The organism is Streptomyces sp. E2N166, assembly GCF_003671715.1.
In the GTDB taxonomy this organism is placed as follows: domain Bacteria; phylum Actinomycetota; class Actinomycetes; order Streptomycetales; family Streptomycetaceae; genus Streptomyces; species Streptomyces thinghirensis.
In genome coordinates this window covers 32,637-49,110 of record NZ_RAIF01000032.1, presented here as the reverse complement: position 1 = coordinate 49,110, position 16,474 = coordinate 32,637, and the positions used below count along the sequence as shown (strand labels likewise).

Below are 16,474 nucleotides of genomic sequence, written 5' to 3'. Positions count from 1 at the left end.
GCGTAGCCCCGTACCGCAGTCCGCCGTCGTACGCCCTGCGGTCAGTCGCAGCCGCAGCCGCTCGCCACGGCGGGCTGGGGCTCGGGAACGCCGATCTTCGGCAGGCCCAGCATCACGCCCACGGGCTTGGCCTGCTCGGCCGCGTTGCGCTTCTCCCAGGCGTCGCCCGCGCGCGTGCGGCGCACACCGAGCACCTCGCCCTCGGCGAGGAGGTGGTGCGGAGCGGCGTAGGTGATCTCGACCGTCGCCACGTCGCCCGGGCGGACCTCCTGGTCGGGCTTGGTGAAGTGCACCAGGCGGTTGTCGGGGGCCCGGCCGGAGAGGCGGTGGGTGGCGCCGTCCTTGCGGCCCTCGCCCTCGGCGACCATCAGCTCCAGGGTGCGGCCGACCTGCTTCTTGTTCTCCTCCCAGGAGATCTCCTCCTGGAGGGCGACGAGTCGCTCGTACCGCTCCTGGACGACCGCCTTGGGGATCTGGTCGTCCATCTCGGCGGCCGGGGTGCCGGGCCGCTTGGAGTACTGGAAGGTGAAGGCCTGGGCGAACCGGGCCTCGCGCACCACGTGCAGGGTCTGCTCGAAGTCCTCCTCGGTCTCGCCGGGGAAGCCCACGATGATGTCGGTCGTGATCGCCGCGTGCGGGATGGCGGCCCGTACCTTCTCGATGATGCCCAGGTAGCGGTCCTGGCGGTAGGAGCGGCGCATGGCCTTCAGGACCGGGTCGGAACCGGACTGGAGCGGCATGTGCAGCTGCGGCATCGCGTTCGGCGTCTCGGCCATGGCGGCGATCACGTCGTCGGTGAAGTCGCGCGGGTGCGGGGAGGTGAAGCGGACGCGCTCTAGCCCTTCGATGTTGCCGCAGGCGCGAAGCAGCTTGCTGAAGGCCTCGCGGTCGCCGATGTCGGAGCCGTAGGCGTTGACGTTCTGCCCGAGGAGGGTGATCTCGGAGACGCCCTCGGCGACCAGGGCCTCGACCTCGGCGAGGATGTCGCCGGGACGCCGGTCCTTCTCCTTGCCGCGCAGCGCCGGGACGATGCAGAAGGTGCAGGTGTTGTTGCAGCCGACGGAGATGGAGACCCATGCCGCGTAGGCGCTCTCGCGCCGGGTCGGCAGCGTGGACGGGAACGCCTCCAGGGACTCGGCGATCTCGACCTGCGCCTCCTCCTGCACTCGGGCGCGCTCCAGCAGCACCGGCAGCTTGCCGATGTTGTGCGTGCCGAAGACGACGTCCACCCAGGGTGCCCGCTTCACGATGGTGTCGCGGTCCTTCTGCGCCAGGCAGCCGCCGACCGCGATCTGCATCCCGGGGCGGCTCGCCTTCTTCGGGGCGAGGTGGCCGAGGTTGCCGTACAGCTTGTTGTCGGCGTTCTCCCGTACGGCGCAGGTGTTGAAGACGACGACGTCCGCGTCGCCGTCGGCACTCTCGGGGGCGCGAACGTATCCCGCGTCCTCCAGCAGCCCGGACAATCGCTCTGAGTCGTGGACGTTCATCTGGCACCCGTAGGTGCGGACTTCATAGGTGCGCGTGCCGCCCACTGACTGGCTCCGGTCGATGCTGCTCATGGCAATAAGGGTAGGCGGTCGGCGGCGATGGCCCGGGCCGCCTGTGGACAACCGGGGCCGACGCTGGTCAGGGCTGGTCGGAGCCGGTGACCGGAGCCGGCGGTCAGGGCTCGATGAGGCCCGCGCGGATCGCGTACCGGGTGAGCTCCAGGCGGTCGCGGACGCCCAGCTTCTGGAGGAGGTTGGCACGGTGGCGTTCGACGGTCTTGGCGCTGATGAACAGCAGCTCGCCGATCTCCTTGGAGGTGTGGCCCTCGGCGACGAGCTTGAGGATCTCCTCCTCGCGTTCGGTGATCGGCCGCTCGGGCAGGCCACCGCCACTGTGCAGGCGGTCCAGGTAGGAGCGGACCAGGGCCCGTTCGGCGCCCGGGTAGATGAACGGCTCGTCGCGTACGGCCGCCCTGCATGCCTCGACCAGGTCGCGGTCGGCGACGGACTTGAGGACGTAGCCGCAGGCACCGGCCTTGAGGGCCTCGAAGAAGTACTGCTCGTTGTCGTACATGGTCAGGATGAGGATGCGCAGCTCGGGCAGGCGGCGGGAGAGTTCGCGGGCCGCCTGGAGGCCGGTCATGCGGGGCATCGCGACGTCCAGGACGGCCAGGTCCACCTCGGTGGCCCGCGCCGCCGCGACCGCCTCGGCCCCGTCACCGGCCTCGGCGACGACGGTCAGGTCCGGCTCGCCGTCCAGGATGAGGCGCACTCCGCGGCGTACGAGGGTGTGGTCGTCGGCGAGCAGGACGCGGATCGGGGGCCGGGCGGGCATCAGGGGCGGTCTCCGGTTCGGTCTTGGGGTCGGTCCACGGCCTGGTTCGCGGACCGGTCCCCGGTCGCATCCACGACCCGGTCTCCGGGCCGGTTCCCCGGCGGGGCGGGGACGCGGAGGCGTACGTCGGTGCCCCGTACGGGGGCGGGTTCGAAGTGGATCTCGGCTCCTATCAGCAGGGCCCGTTCGCGCATGCCGCGGATGCCGGCGCCCTCGGGGGCCGCGCCGAGACCGGTGCCGTTGTCGCGTACGAGCAGTTCGACACCGTCGGGCAGCGGGCGGAGGCTCAGCTCCGCGCGGTCCGCGGCGGCATGGCGGGCGGTGTTGGTCAGGCCCTCCTGGGCGACCCGGTAGATCACGAGTTCCGCCTCCGGGGCGAGCGGGGGCAGGTCGCCCGGGAGGTGGTGGTGGACGGTCAGCCCGTGGTGCGTGAACTCGGCGGCGAGCGAGCGCAGGGCGCTGGCCAGGCCGAGCTCCTCCAGGACACCGGGGCGCAGGCGACGGGCGATGCGGCGGATCTCGTCGAGGCCGGCCCGGGTGGTCTCCTGGGCGAGGGACACTTCCTCACGCAGCTCGCCGGGCACCCGGTCGGCGACGCGCTTGAGCTGGAGGAGTACGGCCGTGAGGGTCTGACCGACCTCGTCGTGGAGCTCGCGTGCGATGCGGTGGCGTTCGCGTTCCTGGGCGTGCAGGGCGCGGCCGGCGCCGGCGGCGCGTTCGGCCTGGAGCCGGTCGAGCATCGTGTTGTACGTCGCGATCAGCTGCGCCGCCTCGGCCGGTCCGGCGACCGTCGGACGGGCCCCTGGCACCAGCAGGTCGGCGGTGGCCATGGCCCGGCCGAGCCGGTGCAGCGGGGTGAGTCCTATGCGCAGGACGACCGCGTTGCCGACCAGCAGCGCGGCGAGGCCCGCCAGCAGGACCAGCGCCTCCCCGGGCAGGACGGGCGTCGACACGGTGACCGGTCCCAGCAGCAGTGCTGTGGCGACGACCAAACCCGCGGCGTTGAGCGAGAAGATCCGCCAGAACAGCGACACGGTCCTCTTCCCGCTCCTCCCGGCCTCAGCGCACGACACCGCCGCAACCACCTTGGCCGCCCGCGACCGGCCGCGTATATCCGTCACGACACCCATATCGCCACCGTACGTGCGGATGACAGCATGGCGAGGCCGCGAGCACGTCACGCACGTGCGGAAAGACCCGGCAAGGGACGCAAGACGAATGAGGGGAAAGCTCGTGTCAGCTCCACGCCTGAGGGCGACGCCGCTGCCGGGTATCGGGGTCCAGTACGACCTGGTGACCCGTGAACACCGCCATCTGTCGGTGGTGGCACACCGCGACGGCACCCGCACGGTGAACATGTACCGGGCCGACGACCCCGATTCCTGCGCCCACTCGCTCCGGCTGGCCGGCGCGGAGGCGGGCGCGCTGATCGACGCGCTCATGCCCTCCCACCACAGCCCGAGCCTGCTCTACACCACTGATCTCGGGCTGGTCGCCGAGCGGGTCGAGGTGGCCGCGACGTCCCGGTGGAACGGCCGCCTTCTCGGCGAGACCTGCATGCGGACCGAGACCGGCGCGTCGATCGTCGCCGTGCTGCGGCGGGCCGAGGCGATTCCGTCGCCGGCGCCGGACTTCCGGCTGGTGGGTGGTGACACCTTGATCGTCATCGGCACCCGCGAGGGCGTCGACGCGGCCGCGGCGATACTCGGGCAGGAGTGAGCCGGTGCACTCCGCGGTTCTGCTGATCGAGTTCGGTTCCATCATTCTGGGGCTGGGGCTGCTCGGCCGGTTCGCCGGCCGATACCGCCTCTCCCCGATCCCGCTGTACCTGCTGGCCGGACTGGCGTTCGGCGAGGGCGGCCTGCTGCCGCTGGGGGCGAGCGAGGAGTTCGTCGCCGCCGGCGCCGAGATCGGCGTCATCCTCCTGCTGCTGATGCTGGGCCTGGAATACACGGCCAGCGACCTGGTCACCAACCTGAAGTCCCACTATCCGGCCGGCCTCGTCGACTGCGCGCTCAACGCCGTGCCGGGCGCGGTGGCCGCGCTGCTGCTGGGCTGGAGCCCGGTGGCGGCCGTCGTCCTGGCCGGGGTGACGTGGATCTCGTCGTCCGGTGTCATCGCCAAGGTGCTCGGAGATCTCGGCCGCGTCGGCAACCGCGAGACCCCGGTGATCCTGAGCGTACTGGTCCTGGAGGACCTGGCGATGGCGGTGTACCTGCCGATCGTCACGGCTCTGGTGGCCGGTGCCGGGCTGATGACCGGGAGCATCACGCTGGCGGTCGCGCTGGCCGCGGCGGGTGCGGTGCTGTTCGTGGCGCTGCGTTACGGCCGGGTGATCTCGCGGTTCGTCTCCAGCGACGACCCGGAGAAGCTGCTGCTGGTGGTGCTGGGCCTGACGATCCTGGTCGCGGGCGTCGCGCAGCAGCTCCAGGTGTCGGCCGCCGTCGGCGCGTTCCTCGTGGGCATCGCGCTGTCCGGAGAGGTCGCGGAAGGCGCGCACACGCTGCTGAGCCCGCTGCGGGACCTGTTCGCCGCGGTCTTCTTCGTCTTCTTCGGGCTGCACACCGATCCGGCCAGCATTCCGCCGGTCCTGCTGCCCGCTCTCGCACTGGCCCTGCTCACCGCCGTTACGAAGATCGCCACCGGGTACTGGGCCGCGCGGCGGTCCGGAATCTCCGTCAAGGGCCGCTGGCGCGCGGGCGGTGCGCTGGTGGCGCGCGGCGAGTTCTCGATCGTCATCGCGGGCCTCGCGGTGTCGGCCGGTGTCGAACCGTCCCTGGGCCCGCTGGCCACGGCGTACGTCCTCATCCTGGTCGTCCTCGGCCCCCTCACCGCCCGCTTCACCGAGCCGCTGGCGTCCCGTCTCTTCCGCCGCCGTGACAATCCCGACCGCCCCGGCGGCGTGCCCGACGGGACGCCGCAGACGGCGGGGGCGGAGGCGTCGGTGGGCGACTGAGCCCGCGCCGACCCCGCGACGGCCTAGGTACGACCCGACACGACCCCAGTACGACCCCCGGTACGCAGGTGCCGGGGTCGTCGTGCCGTACGTCGGCGGCAAGGGCCGCGGTCGTACGTCGGCGACGGCAGCCGCAGCGACGAGGACCGCTGAAGGCCGCCGCACGCCCCGCAGCCCCGTCAGGCGCCCGGTGTCTCCAGCGCCTCCGCCGTCCGCGGCGTCCATCCCTGCCTGCGCAGTACGCCCGGCACGTCCGGTGCCTCGTAGTGGTCGCCCTTGAGGACCTTGCCGTCGGCTCTGCGGCTGACCCGGCCGTCGGGGCCCAGCTTGGTCATGTTGGAGCGGTGGATCTCGGCGATCACCTCGTCGAGGTCGATGCCGTGGACGAGCGCCGTGCCGTAGGCGACGTAGACCACGTCCGCCAGTTCGTGCGCGAGCCGGTCCAGCGGGCCCGTCACCGACACCTCGGCGACCTCGGCGGCCTCCTCGGCGAGCAGCTCACCTCTGTGGGCGGCCAGGCCGGGGGAGACCTCGGTCGGGGTGCTGCGGGCGTCCAGCCCGAAGGCGAGGTGGAAGGCGCGGACCAGATCGGCGGGCGAGGAGCTCATGCCGACGACTGTAGCGAGAGCCACTGACAGTCGGCGCCGTGCTCCCGCACGGTCGCCGTGTGAGCTCCGCCCTGGTCAGCCGGGTTGCGGACTGGCAGGATCGCGCACATGTCCTCGCTGCTCTCCCGTATCGGCAGACGCCGCGCCGTCCAGGGCGCGGTCGCCGGTGCCGTCGCCCTCGGGCTGCTGCTGTGGTGGCTGCTGCCGCTGGGCGAGGAACCGCCGAGGGGGGCGATCACGTTCAGCACGGGCACGCGTGCCGGCGTCTACCAGAAGTACGGCGAACTGCTGCGCAGCGAACTGCGCAAGGACATGCCGCACCTGAAGGTGCGGCTGATGACCAGCGCGGGCTCGCAGGAGAACGTCGAGCGGGTGGCGTCCGGGGAGGCCGACTTCACGATCGCCGCGGCCGACGCCGTGGAAACGTACAAGATCGCCGGCCGTCCCGGCGCCGAGGGGCTGCGCGGCGTCACCCGCCTCTACGACGACTACGTGCAGCTCGTGGTGCCGAGTGGCTCGGACATCCAGTCCGTCGCCGACCTGCGCGGCAAACGGGTGGCCATCGGGCTGCCGAACTCGGGCGTACGGCTGATCGCCACCCGGCTCCTGAAGGCCGTGGGCATCGACCCGGAGAAGGACATCACGCCGCGTGCGGACGGGATCGACACCGGCCCGGGACGGCTCGGCGACGAGCTCGACGCGTTCTTCTGGTCGGGCGGCGTGCCGACGGACGGGCTCAAGCAGATCGCGGAGACCTCCGCCTTCCGGTTCGTGCCGATCGGCGAGGACCTCGTCACCAAGCTGCACGAGTCGGGCGGCGCGACCCGCTACTACCGCACCACCAACATGCCGGAGTCGGCGTACCCCACCGTGCAGAACGGTTCCGTCGTGCCCACGATGGCGGTGTCCAACCTGCTGGTGACCCGCGCGGACATGGATCCGCGGCTCACCGAGTGGCTGACCAGGACGGTGCTCGACAGCCGCGACGGCATCGGGGCGACCGTCCACTCCGCGCAGCTGGTGGACCTGCGTACCGCGATCTACACCGACCCGCTGGAGCTGCACGAGGGTGCCCGGCGCTACTACCGGTCGGTGAAGCCGTAGGGCCGCTCCGGCTCCTCGGGTGCACCCGTCCCCGGTCCGGACCTCGGCACCGTGACCGTCACCTCGAGGCCGTGCGGCTCGTGGTGGCCGAAGTGGATCGAGCCGTCGCCCGCCGCGAGCAGCGCCCGGCAGATGGACAGGCCGAGACCGGAGCCCTTGATGTTCTGGTGCCGGCCGCTGCGCCAGAAACGGTCGCCCACGCGCGCGAGCTCCTCGTCGGTCAGCCCGGGACCGTTGTCGGTGACGACGACGGTGGCGGCATCCCCGATGGAGGCGACCGTGACCCGGACGGTCTCGTCGGCCGGCGTGAACTTCACCGCGTTGTCGATGACCGCGTCCAGGGCACTGGACAGCGTCACCGGGTCGGCCCAGCCCGTGGTCGGCGGGCAGTCCCCCACCAGCCGCACGCCCTTGGCCTCGGCCGTCGGTGACCAGGCCACGACCCGCTCGGCGGCCAGCGCGCCGATGTCGGTGAGGCTCAGGTCCGCCTGACTGTGCTCGGCCAGCGCCAGGTCGAGCAGGTCGTCCAGGACCCGGGCCAGTCGCTTGCCCTCGGTCTGGACGGAGGCGATCTCCTCGTTGCCCTCGGGCAGTTCCAGGGCGAGCAGCTCGATACGCAGCAGCAGCGCCGCGAGGGGGTTGCGCAGTTGGTGCGAGGCGTCCGCGACGAAGGCGCGCTGCTGTTCCAGCACGTCCTCCACGTGGTCCGCCATCTCGTTGAACGACCCGGCCAGGCGTCTGAGCTCCGGTGGTCCCCCGGCCGGCGCGACCCGGGACTTGAGCCGCCCGGTGGCGATGTCGTGGGTCGTGGCGTCCAGGACGCGTACCGGCCTGAGCACCCATCCGGTCAGCCGGAGCGCGGCACCGACGGCGAGCAGCATCGCGGCGACCTCACCGGCGCCGATGATCAGCCAGCCGCGCAGGGTGCGCGACCGCATCGAGTCGGTGGGCGAGTCGGTGACCACGACCGCGACCACGTCCCCGTCCCGGATGACCGGCGAGGCGACCACGAGCCGGCCGTCCTCCCAGGGCCACACCTGCTGCGGGTCGTGACTGCGGCGGCTGAGCAGCGCCTCGTCGAAGGAGTCGCGCACCTCGCCGGTCTGGGGGAGGAACCAGGTCGTCGGCGCGTTGGCCATCGGGATGTGGTTGCGGTAGAAGACGCCGGCCTTGATGCCGTAGACCTCGTAGTAGCTGATGAGCTCGGTCTGCAGCGTCTCCAGGCGTTCGTCCGTGGTCGTCCGGCGCGAGCCGCCCGGCGCGTCCTCGGTGACGAACTGGGCGAGCGCGGCGAAGCGTGCCGTGTCGTCTATGCGGTCGATGACGACCTTCTGCTGCTCCGCGCGGGCGACGCTGACGCCGAGCGGAACGCCGAGCGCGAGCAGTACGGCCGCCATCAGGACGATGAGCAGCGGGAGCAGGCGTGTGCTCACCCGGCCCCGCTATCCGGTGGGAGCGACGAGGCGGTAGCCGACGCCGCGGACGGTCTCGATGAGCGCCGGCATGCGCAGCTTGGCGCGCAGCGAGGCGACGTGCACCTCCAGCGTGCGCCCGGTCCCCTCCCAGCTGGTGCGCCAGACCTCGCTGATGATCTGCTCCCGCCGGAAGACCACTCCGGGGCGCTGTGCGAGCAGGGCGAGGAGGTCGAACTCCTTGCGGGTGAGTTGGACAACCGAACCGTCCACGGTGACCTGGCGTGTCGGCAGCTCGATACGCACCGCTCCGAGGCGCACCACGGTCTCGGTGTTTCCGGTGGTGTCCTCGTGGGCGGTGCGCCGGCTGACGGCGTGGATCCGGGCGAGCAGTTCCCCGGTGTCGTAGGGCTTGACCACGTAGTCGTCGGCGCCGAGGTTGAGGCCGTGGATGCGGGAGCGGACGTCGGAGCGGGCGGTGACCATGATGACGGGGGTGCTGGTGCGCTTGCGGATCTTGCCGCAGACCTCGTAGCCGTCCTGGTCGGGCAGCCCCAGGTCGAGCAGGACCACGCCGAAGCAGTCGACCTCGGGGACGAGCGCCTGGAGAGCCTCCTCGCCGCTGCGCGCGTGGGTGACGTCGAAGCCGTGCCGTGCCAGGATCGCGGACAGAGCGGCGGCCACGTGGTTGTCGTCCTCGACGAGCAGCAGTCTCATCCGGGCTCCCTTCGGTTCATCGGCCGTACGCTCGGCATGGGTAGAAAGACACGTGCACACGCGCGGGCACCTTGTGCAGTGACGCCGATGGAGGGGGACGGCGTCAAGAGGCTTCCGGTTGCGGCCGCTCGAAGTTATCCGGCCGATATGCGCCCTGCTCACCAGTGCTACGACTCGTATCCGATTGCTACCGGATCGTGATGCTCAGATTCCCCTCAGATGTAGAGACGCAGGTCGTTCGGCGTTACTACTGTCCTCCGAAACCGAGGAGGACGGAGCCCGAGAGCGATGACCGAAGTATCGGTGGCCAAGGAAGATGTGGCCGCGACCGGCGAACTGGTCGTCCTGAAGAGTGTCAACAAGCACTTCGGCGCGTTGCACGTGCTCCAGGACATCGACCTGACGATCACCCGCGGCGAGGTTGTCGTGGTCATCGGGCCCTCCGGGTCCGGTAAGTCCACCCTGTGCCGCACCATCAACCGCCTGGAGACCATCGACTCAGGATCGATCGCGATCGACGGCAAGCCCCTCCCCGCCGAGGGCAAGGAGCTCGCCAGGCTGCGGGCCGACGTCGGCATGGTTTTCCAGTCCTTCAATCTCTTCGCGCACAAGACCGTGCTCGAGAACGTCACCCTGGGCCAGGTCAAGGTCCGCAAGGTCGACGCCAAGAAGGCCGAGGAGAAGGCCCGCGCCCTGCTCGACCGCGTCGGCGTGAGCGCCCAGGCGGACAAGTACCCCGCGCAGCTCTCCGGCGGTCAGCAGCAGCGCGTCGCCATCGCGCGGGCGCTGGCCATGGACCCGAAGGTCATGCTCTTCGACGAGCCGACGTCGGCTCTCGACCCGGAGATGATCAACGAGGTGCTGGAGGTCATGAAGCAGCTCGCCCGTGAGGGCATGACCATGGTCGTCGTCACGCACGAGATGGGCTTCGCCCGGTCGGCGGCCAACCGCGTGGTGTTCATGGCGGACGGCCGCATCGTCGAAGAGGCCACGCCGGACCAGTTCTTCAGCAATCCGCGCAGCGACCGCGCCAAGGACTTCCTGTCGAAGATCCTGCACCACTGACACGGTGCGGGTCCGACGTCCGTGTCGCCCGCGCTCCAGCCGGCTCGCCTCTCGCATCTGATCGTCTGATCACAGTCAAAGGATGTTCACCATGAAGCTCCGCAAGGTCACCGCCGCCTCGGCCACCGTTCTCGCCCTCGCCCTGACCGCCACCGCGTGCGGCTCCGACGACGGAGACAGCGGCTCCTCGGGCGGCGACGACAAGAAGATCACCATCGGCATCAAGTTCGACCAGCCGGGCCTCGGCCAGAAGACCCCCGACGGCTACGAGGGCTTCGACGTCGACGTCGCCACGTACGTCGCCAAGAAGCTCGGCTACACCGAGGACCAGATCGAGTGGAAGGAGTCGAAGAGCGCCGACCGCGAGACCATGCTGCAGCGCGGTGACGTCGACTTCATCGCCGCCACGTACTCGATCACGCCGGAGCGCTCGGAGAAGGTCGACTTCGCCGGCCCGTACCTGCTCGCCCACCAGGACGTGCTGCTGCGCGCCGACGACGACAAGATCAAGACGCCGGAGGACCTGAACGACGCCAAGCTCTGCTCGGTCACCGGCTCGACCTCGGCCCAGAACGTCAAGGAGAAGCTGGCGCCCAAGGCGCAGCTGCAGCCGTACCCGGCGTACTCCGCCTGCCTGCCCGGCCTGCAGAACGGCGCCGTCGACGCACTGACCACCGACGACTCGATCCTCGCCGGTTACGCCTCCCAGGAGCAGTTCAAGGGCAAGTTCAAGCTCGGCGGCTTCAAGCTGACGAACGAGAACTACGGCATCGGCGTCAAGAAGGGCAGCGACCTCAAGGACAAGATCAACAAGGCTCTGGAGGAGATGGTCGCCGACAAGTCCTGGGACAAGGCCGTCAAGGACAACCTCGGCCCGGCCAACTACAAGAACGAGCCGGCGCCCAAGATCGGCGACATCAAGAGCTGAGGCAGCGCCTGACAGGGTGCGCCGCCCACCGGAAGGGGCGGCGCACCGGGGTGGGCATCCCTACACGCGGAAGCGCGGGAGATCGTGTTCGACTTTCTTGAGGATTACGACCTGCTGGGAGCCTTCTGGACGACAGTGCAGCTCGCTGTGCTGTCGGCCGTCGGCTCCCTGATCTGGGGCACCATGCTGGCGGCCATGCGGGTGGGCCCGGTGCCGTTGATGCGCGGCTTCGGGACCGCGTACGTGAACACCGTGCGCAACATCCCGCTGACCGTCATCATTCTGTTCACGTCGCTGGGCCTGAACCAGACACTGGGAGTGTCCCTCGGCGCGAACGACGTCGAGACGATCAACTTCCGGCTCGCCGTCCTCGGCCTGATCCTCTACACCTCGTCCTTCGTCTGCGAGGCGCTGCGCTCCGGCATCAACACGGTGCCGGTCGGGCAGGCGGAGGCGGCCCGGGCGATCGGCCTCAGCTTCGGCCAGGTGCTGCGGCACGTGGTTCTGCCCCAGGCGTTCCGTTCCTCCGTCGTTCCCCTGGCGAACGTGCTGATCGCGCTCATCAAGAACACCACGGTGGCCGCGGCCATCGGCGTGGCCGAGGCGGCGCTCCTGATGAAGGAGATGATCGAGAACGAGGCACAGCTGCTGCTGATCTCCGCGGTCATCGCCTTCGGTTTCGTGGTTCTGACGCTGCCGACCGGCCTCATTCTCGGCTGGGTGGGCAAGAAGGTGGCGGTGAAGCGATGAGCTCCGTTCTCTACGACGCCCAGGGCCCCCGGGCCAAGCGGCGCAACATCGTCTTCACGGCCGTCTTCGTGGTGGCCGTCGCGGCTCTCCTCTGGTGGGTGTACGGCACCCTCAAGGACAAGGGCCAGCTGGAATGGGCCCTCTGGAAGCCGTTCTTCTCCGGCACCGATGCCTGGTCCACCTACATCTTGCCCGGCCTGGAGAACACTCTGAAGGCCGCCGCTCTCGCGGTGATCATCGCGCTGCCGCTGGGCGCGATCCTCGGTATCGCCCGCCTGTCGGATCACGTGTGGGTACGAGTTCCGGCCGCGATCGTGGTCGAGTTCTTCCGGTCCATCCCCGTGCTGGTTCTGATGATCTTCGGCCTCGCCCTGTTCGCCGAGTACACCAACGTCAGCTCGGACGACCGTCCGTTGTACGCGGTGGTCACGGGCCTGGTGCTGTACAACGCCTCCGTGCTCGCCGAGATCGTCCGGGCGGGCATCCTGGCCCTGCCCAAGGGCCAGTCCGAGGCGGCGATGGCGATCGGTCTGCGCAAGGGCCAGGTGATGCGGACCATCCTGCTGCCCCAGGCGGTCACGACGATGCTGCCGGCCATCGTCAGCCAGCTCGTCGTCATCCTGAAGGACACGGCGCTCGGCGGTGCCGTCCTCACCTTCCCCGAACTGCTCGCGTCGGCCAACACGATGAGCGGCTACTACGGTGCCAACGTCATCGCGAGCTTCACCGTTGTCGCGGTGATCTACATCGCGCTCAACTTCCTCCTCACGAGCTTCGCGAGCTGGTTGGAACGGCGGCTGCGGCGGGCCAAGAAGTCGACCGGCGCGGTACTCAAGGCGGACGACACCGAGGCAGCCGGGACCGGAACCGGCGCCGCCTGACACAGCTGACACTCGGTCACCTCATATGACCATCACCGGAGGCAGTGGCATGATCGCCACTGCCTCCGTCACTTGACGCAAGCAGCGGCAATAGGTTGCATACGTTCTGTGACCGTGCACCCTGCCCCAATGTCCTGTTCACCCACGTCCCCCGGGACACCGTCACGGGCAGGGGGCGTCGCGCCGTGGACCCGGTGATCATCACCGGAGCGGGGCCCGTGGGGCTCACGCTCGCCCTGGCGCTGGCGCGGCAGGAGGTTCCCTGTGTCGTTCTCGACGAGGGGCCGGGCAAGGACGAACCGCGTCCCGCGCGGACCGTCGTCCTGGGCGAGGACGCCGTCACCCTCGTCGAGCGACTGACCGGCACACCGCTGACGGGGCTTGGTTTCCGTTGGGCCGGATGGCGGTCGATGCGGCGCAAGCAGGTGACGCGCGAGGTCGTCTTCGGCGACACCGACCCGGCGCCGCTGCACATCGCCCAGCACGAACTGACCGACGTCCTGCGCACGGCACTCGCCCACGAGTCGCTCGTCAAGGTCGCGGTGGACAGCCGCCTGGACGGTATCGAGCAGGAGGCATCGGGCGTCACGGCCCACACCCGCGGCCCCGCCGGCACCTGGTGGCGCGGCAGTTACCTGGTGGGCTGCGACGGCCCCCGCTCCACCGTCCGCAAGCTCCAGGACATCCGCTTCCCCGGCCGTACGGCGGTGGAACGATACGCCGTCGCCGCACTCCGCACGGAACTCCCGTGGACCGACGAGGCGTTGCTCCACCGGATGCCCCCATGGCGTACGTCCGGTCCGTCGGCCGGCGAGATCGTCGGCCGCCCTCTGCCGGACGGCGTGTGGCGTCTGGACTGGCTGCTGCCTCCCGGCAAGGACCTGGTCACGCCCGAACTGCTGGTCAACCGGGTCCGCGAGACCCTCACCGGCTGGGCGGGCGGGTCGCCCCCATCGTACGAACTCCTCGACACCGGGGTCCACACGGTCCATCACCGGCTTGCCCGCCGCTGGCGGGTGGGCCGCGTACTCCTCGCCGGGGACGCCGCCCATCTGCTGGGCGCGCTGGGTACACAGGGGCTCGACGAGGGGCTGCTGGACGCCGACAATCTCGCCTGGAAACTGGCCCTGGCCTGGCATCACGGACCGCGTGAGGCACTGCTCGACAGCTACCAGGAGGAGCGGCGCACGGCGGTCGCCGCGCGGCTGCGCGCCGCCGACCAGGTGCTGCCGCTGCTGCGCGGCGGCGGAGGCCTGCGTTCCTACGTCCCCGGCTCGACCCGCGGCAACGACGCGCTGCTCGCGGACGGCCACCTGCGGCGCGGGACTCTGGGTGCGCCGCGCACGTACGCCGACTCGCCGCTCGCTCCCGAGGACCTCGCCGGGGAGGTGTCCGTCGGCACACCGCCCGGAGCGCCCGTCACCGATGTGCGGGTCACGGCGGAGGACGGCACGTTCGTACGACTGCGCGATCGGCTCGGGCGCGGGGCGCTGCTGGTGGTGCTGATCGCGCCGGGTACGGGCGTGTGGGACCGCAAGCACTGGGTGACCGCCGGCATCATGCCCCGGCTGGCGGCGGCGGTGACGGCGCTACCGCATCACGCCGAGTTGCTGGTCGCCGAGAGCTACCCGGGTGCCGCGGCCCATACGGTGATGCTGGTGCGGCCCGACGGTCACCTCGTCACGGCGCTGAACGGCGTGCGCCCGGCCGACCTGTACGCGGCGGCGGAGACAGCGGTGGGCGGGGCGACGACCACGGTCACGAAGCCCACGGAGGAAGATGCGGGCGCGGAGGCCGCGGCCGGGTCCCGCTGACCGGCCGTCAGGCGGTGCGCCGACGGCTCGTGGCCGTCAGTCGTCGGCCGTCGCCGGGCACTGTCCATGCGAGGCCTGGCTGATCGGCTGGCCGCCCGGCACGGGCACCGGCTGGCACGACCACGCCGAGTCCGTGGGCGCCTTCGTGAGCGCCGCGGGTGAACTCACGGAGAACGCGCTCGCCGCCCGCCTGCCCACCGGCGGCTGGAAGACCCTGGAACTCACCGACGGGGTGGACCGGAAACGCCGACTGCCGACGGGCAAGGGACGCGCGTTCGGCCGGCACCATGTGCACGAGGTGCTCAACGAGTCACCCGACCGGCACGCGGTCTCCGTGCATGCCTACTACTCGTCCCTGCCGCGGATCCGCCGCTACAGCCGCAACGGGCAGACCCTGCGCCTGGAGCAGGTCGAGCGACCGGAGGACTGGCAGTGAACGAGCCGACGGGAATCGACGCTCTGCCGCAGCGCGTGCGCGGCGGCTACCGTCGGATCGCGCCGCTCGCGGCGTACGACGCCGCCGGGGCCGGTACGGTGCTGCTGGTGGACATCCGTTACGCCGCCCTGCGCGAGCGGGACGGCGTGATCCCCGGCGCGCTGGTCATCGAGCGCAACGAACTGGAGTGGCGCCTGGATCCGCAGGGCAGCCACCGTCTCCCCGAGGCCACGGGCCATGACCTGCGCGTCGTCGTGGTGTGCAACGAGGGTTACGCCTCCAGCCTGGCGGCGGAGTCCCTCCACCGCCTCGGCCTGCACCGGGCCACTGATCTGATCGGCGCTTTCCAGGCGTGGCGGGCGGCAGGACTGCCGGTGGCCGTCTCGTAGCCCGCGCACCCCACCCGGTCGGCTCCATCGGCTCCAGCCGTGTCGAGAGCCTCGGGTGCGGCGAGGGCCATCTGCTCCTCGGCGATGAAGGCATAGTCGAGGGTCAGCTCCCTTCGTCGCCAAGGAAATCCGTGTCCTCGCCCTCCTCCTCCAGCGCCTGGCGGACCACCCGCAGTGCCATGCCCTCGGGGTAGCCCTTGCGGGCCAGCATGCCCGCGAGGCGGCGCAGCCTCTTGTCGCGGTCGAGGCCGCGAGTGGCGCGCAGCTTGCGGGCGACCAGCTCGCGCGCGGTCTCCTCCTCCTGCTCGGAGTCCAGCTGCGAGACCGCCTCGTCGATGAGCGTGACGTCGACGCCCTTGGTCCGCAGCTCCCTGGCGAGGGCGCGCCGGGCCAGCCCGCGGCCGTGGTGCCGGGACTCCACCCAGGCTTCCGCGAAGGCGCTGTCGTTGATCAGGCCGACCTCCTCGAATCTGGACAGCACCTCCTCGGCCGCCTCGTCGGGGATCTCCCGCTTACGCAGGGCGTCGGCGAGTTGCTTGCGGGTGCGCGGGGTCCCGGTGAGCAGGCGCAGGCAGATCGCCCGTGCCTGCTCGACCGGGTCCCGCGGAGGCTCCCCCTTCTCGGCCCTCGACGAGGAAGTGGCACCTCCGTCCTCGGCGGACGACTCCGCACGCTCGCGACGCCGCCCGCGCCCGCTGTCCGCCCCACGGCCCCGTCGAGATCTGCCACGCGCGCCACCGCGGCGTGCCCCGCCGTCACCGGGATAGCCGGCGTCGTACGAGCCCTCGGCGCCGTACGGCGCGAAGGGGTCGGCGGTGCCGTCCGCGACGTCGGACAGGTTCGTCTCGTACGGGGTCGCGGCCGCCCCGTACGCGCCGTCGTCCATACCGACGGAGACGTCGTCACCTGCTCTCCCCCGCTCGCGCTCCCGCGAGGCGTTGTCCGGGTACGCGTACTCGGCCCAGTCGGTTCGTCGTGTCACGGTCAGCTCTTGGCTGCCGCGGCCTTGGACTTGGTGGCCTTGGCGGTCGCGGGGGCGGGCACCGCCGGTGCGGCGTCGGCCGGTGCGGCGGAGGCGGCGGCGTCCGCGCC

At 70.9% G+C, this 16,474-nt stretch carries 17 protein-coding genes; 10 read left to right on the top strand and 7 right to left on the bottom strand.

Annotated elements, in window-relative coordinates; translation table 11 throughout:
• Positions 1 to 41: 41 nt before the first annotated feature.
• From miaB to EBH09_RS27310, 3 genes are all read right to left on the bottom strand, one after another.
• Positions 42 to 1,559 (bottom strand): tRNA (N6-isopentenyl adenosine(37)-C2)-methylthiotransferase MiaB, encoded by a 1,518-nt coding sequence (miaB, locus tag EBH09_RS27320; RefSeq protein ID WP_121749606.1) that lies wholly within the window; start codon positions 1,557 to 1,559, stop codon positions 42 to 44.
• A 103-nt stretch (positions 1,560 to 1,662) separates the two neighbouring features.
• Positions 1,663 to 2,322 (bottom strand): response regulator transcription factor, encoded by a 660-nt coding sequence (locus tag EBH09_RS27315; protein ID WP_055419881.1) that lies wholly within the window; start codon positions 2,320 to 2,322, stop codon positions 1,663 to 1,665.
• Positions 2,322 to 3,452, bottom strand: a complete 1,131-nt coding sequence (locus EBH09_RS27310; protein WP_238697456.1) for a HAMP domain-containing sensor histidine kinase — start codon at positions 3,450 to 3,452, stop codon at positions 2,322 to 2,324. The genes EBH09_RS27315 and EBH09_RS27310 overlap by 1 nt, the downstream gene beginning before the upstream one ends.
• 103 nt (positions 3,453 to 3,555) lie before the next feature.
• Between EBH09_RS27310 and EBH09_RS27305 the strand changes: the two genes are divergently transcribed.
• Together EBH09_RS27305 and EBH09_RS27300 are read left to right on the top strand one after the other, a co-directional pair.
• Positions 3,556 to 4,041 carry a TrkA C-terminal domain-containing protein gene (locus EBH09_RS27305; RefSeq protein ID WP_121749605.1) on the top strand — a complete coding sequence of 162 codons (486 nt, stop codon included), beginning with the start codon at positions 3,556 to 3,558 and terminating at the stop codon, positions 4,039 to 4,041.
• Positions 4,042 to 4,045: 4 nt separating this feature from the next.
• Positions 4,046 to 5,278, top strand: a complete 1,233-nt coding sequence (locus tag EBH09_RS27300) for a cation:proton antiporter (protein WP_121749604.1) — start codon at positions 4,046 to 4,048, stop codon at positions 5,276 to 5,278.
• A gap of 179 nt (positions 5,279 to 5,457) precedes the next feature.
• Here the strand turns inward: EBH09_RS27300 and EBH09_RS27295 are convergent, their stop codons facing one another.
• On the bottom strand, positions 5,458 to 5,886 hold the full coding sequence (locus tag EBH09_RS27295) for a MazG nucleotide pyrophosphohydrolase domain-containing protein (protein WP_121749603.1): 429 nt from the start codon (positions 5,884 to 5,886) through the stop codon (positions 5,458 to 5,460).
• A gap of 108 nt (positions 5,887 to 5,994) precedes the next feature.
• On the opposite strand from EBH09_RS27295, the gene EBH09_RS27290 reads away from it, so the two are divergent.
• Entirely contained in the window at positions 5,995 to 6,990 is a 996-nt protein-coding gene (locus EBH09_RS27290; RefSeq protein ID WP_121749602.1) for a TAXI family TRAP transporter solute-binding subunit, read from the top strand.
• Here EBH09_RS27290 and EBH09_RS27285 read toward each other — a convergent pair.
• Positions 6,969 to 8,423, bottom strand: coding sequence for a HAMP domain-containing sensor histidine kinase (locus tag EBH09_RS27285; RefSeq protein WP_121749601.1), 1,455 nt, complete (start codon positions 8,421 to 8,423; stop codon positions 6,969 to 6,971). The two genes, EBH09_RS27290 and EBH09_RS27285, sit on opposite strands and share 22 nt — an antisense overlap.
• Before the next feature lie 9 nt (positions 8,424 to 8,432).
• Positions 8,433 to 9,119 (bottom strand): response regulator transcription factor, encoded by a 687-nt coding sequence (locus tag EBH09_RS27280; RefSeq protein ID WP_121749600.1) that lies wholly within the window; start codon positions 9,117 to 9,119, stop codon positions 8,433 to 8,435.
• Positions 9,120 to 9,407: 288 nt separating this feature from the next.
• Here EBH09_RS27280 and EBH09_RS27275 point away from each other — a divergent pair, with 288 nt between their 5' ends.
• From EBH09_RS27275 to EBH09_RS27245, 7 genes are all read left to right on the top strand, one after another.
• Complete coding sequence (locus tag EBH09_RS27275; protein WP_121749599.1) at positions 9,408 to 10,184, top strand: amino acid ABC transporter ATP-binding protein; 777 nt, start codon at positions 9,408 to 9,410, stop codon at positions 10,182 to 10,184.
• Between the two features lie 91 nt (positions 10,185 to 10,275).
• A complete protein-coding gene (locus tag EBH09_RS27270; protein ID WP_121749598.1) occupies positions 10,276 to 11,112 on the top strand; it encodes a glutamate ABC transporter substrate-binding protein in 837 nt (278 codons plus the stop codon).
• Between the two features lie 84 nt (positions 11,113 to 11,196).
• On the top strand, positions 11,197 to 11,862 hold the full coding sequence (locus EBH09_RS27265) for an amino acid ABC transporter permease (protein ID WP_121749597.1): 666 nt from the start codon (positions 11,197 to 11,199) through the stop codon (positions 11,860 to 11,862).
• Complete coding sequence (locus EBH09_RS27260; RefSeq protein ID WP_121749596.1) at positions 11,859 to 12,743, top strand: amino acid ABC transporter permease; 885 nt, start codon at positions 11,859 to 11,861, stop codon at positions 12,741 to 12,743. The genes EBH09_RS27265 and EBH09_RS27260 overlap by 4 nt, the downstream gene beginning before the upstream one ends.
• Positions 12,744 to 12,928: 185 nt before the next feature.
• Positions 12,929 to 14,557: an FAD-dependent monooxygenase gene (locus EBH09_RS27255; RefSeq protein ID WP_121749595.1), complete on the top strand. Its 1,629-nt coding sequence runs from the start codon at positions 12,929 to 12,931 to the stop codon at positions 14,555 to 14,557.
• Entirely contained in the window at positions 14,523 to 14,993 is a 471-nt protein-coding gene (locus tag EBH09_RS27250; protein ID WP_121749594.1) for a cysteine dioxygenase, read from the top strand. Before EBH09_RS27255 ends, EBH09_RS27250 begins: the two co-directional genes overlap by 35 nt.
• On the top strand, positions 14,990 to 15,382 hold the full coding sequence (locus EBH09_RS27245) for a rhodanese-like domain-containing protein (RefSeq protein ID WP_121749593.1): 393 nt from the start codon (positions 14,990 to 14,992) through the stop codon (positions 15,380 to 15,382). Before EBH09_RS27250 ends, EBH09_RS27245 begins: the two co-directional genes overlap by 4 nt.
• A 103-nt stretch (positions 15,383 to 15,485) precedes the next feature.
• Here the strand turns inward: EBH09_RS27245 and recX are convergent, their stop codons facing one another.
• Positions 15,486 to 16,364: a recombination regulator RecX gene (gene recX / locus EBH09_RS27240; RefSeq protein WP_193776565.1), complete on the bottom strand. Its 879-nt coding sequence runs from the start codon at positions 16,362 to 16,364 to the stop codon at positions 15,486 to 15,488.
• Positions 16,365 to 16,474 lie beyond the last annotated feature (110 nt).

What these genes read in the sequence shown, in the direction of transcription:
- EBH09_RS27270 (WP_121749598.1), top strand. Translation starts at nt 10,276, where the DNA reads ATGAAGCTCCGCAAGGTCACCGCCGCCTCGGCCACCGTTCTCGCCCTC.
- EBH09_RS27280 (WP_121749600.1), bottom strand. Translation starts at nt 9,119, where the DNA reads ATGAGACTGCTGCTCGTCGAGGACGACAACCACGTGGCCGCCGCTCTG.
- EBH09_RS27260 (WP_121749596.1), top strand. Translation starts at nt 11,859, where the DNA reads ATGAGCTCCGTTCTCTACGACGCCCAGGGCCCCCGGGCCAAGCGGCGC.
- miaB (WP_121749606.1), bottom strand. Translation starts at nt 1,559, where the DNA reads ATGAGCAGCATCGACCGGAGCCAGTCAGTGGGCGGCACGCGCACCTAT.
- EBH09_RS27315 (WP_055419881.1), bottom strand. Translation starts at nt 2,322, where the DNA reads ATGCCCGCCCGGCCCCCGATCCGCGTCCTGCTCGCCGACGACCACACC.
- EBH09_RS27310 (WP_238697456.1), bottom strand. Translation starts at nt 3,452, where the DNA reads ATGGGTGTCGTGACGGATATACGCGGCCGGTCGCGGGCGGCCAAGGTG.
- EBH09_RS27290 (WP_121749602.1), top strand. Translation starts at nt 5,995, where the DNA reads ATGTCCTCGCTGCTCTCCCGTATCGGCAGACGCCGCGCCGTCCAGGGC.
- EBH09_RS27275 (WP_121749599.1), top strand. Translation starts at nt 9,408, where the DNA reads ATGACCGAAGTATCGGTGGCCAAGGAAGATGTGGCCGCGACCGGCGAA.
- EBH09_RS27295 (WP_121749603.1), bottom strand. Translation starts at nt 5,886, where the DNA reads ATGAGCTCCTCGCCCGCCGATCTGGTCCGCGCCTTCCACCTCGCCTTC.
- EBH09_RS27250 (WP_121749594.1), top strand. Translation starts at nt 14,523, where the DNA reads ATGCGGGCGCGGAGGCCGCGGCCGGGTCCCGCTGACCGGCCGTCAGGC.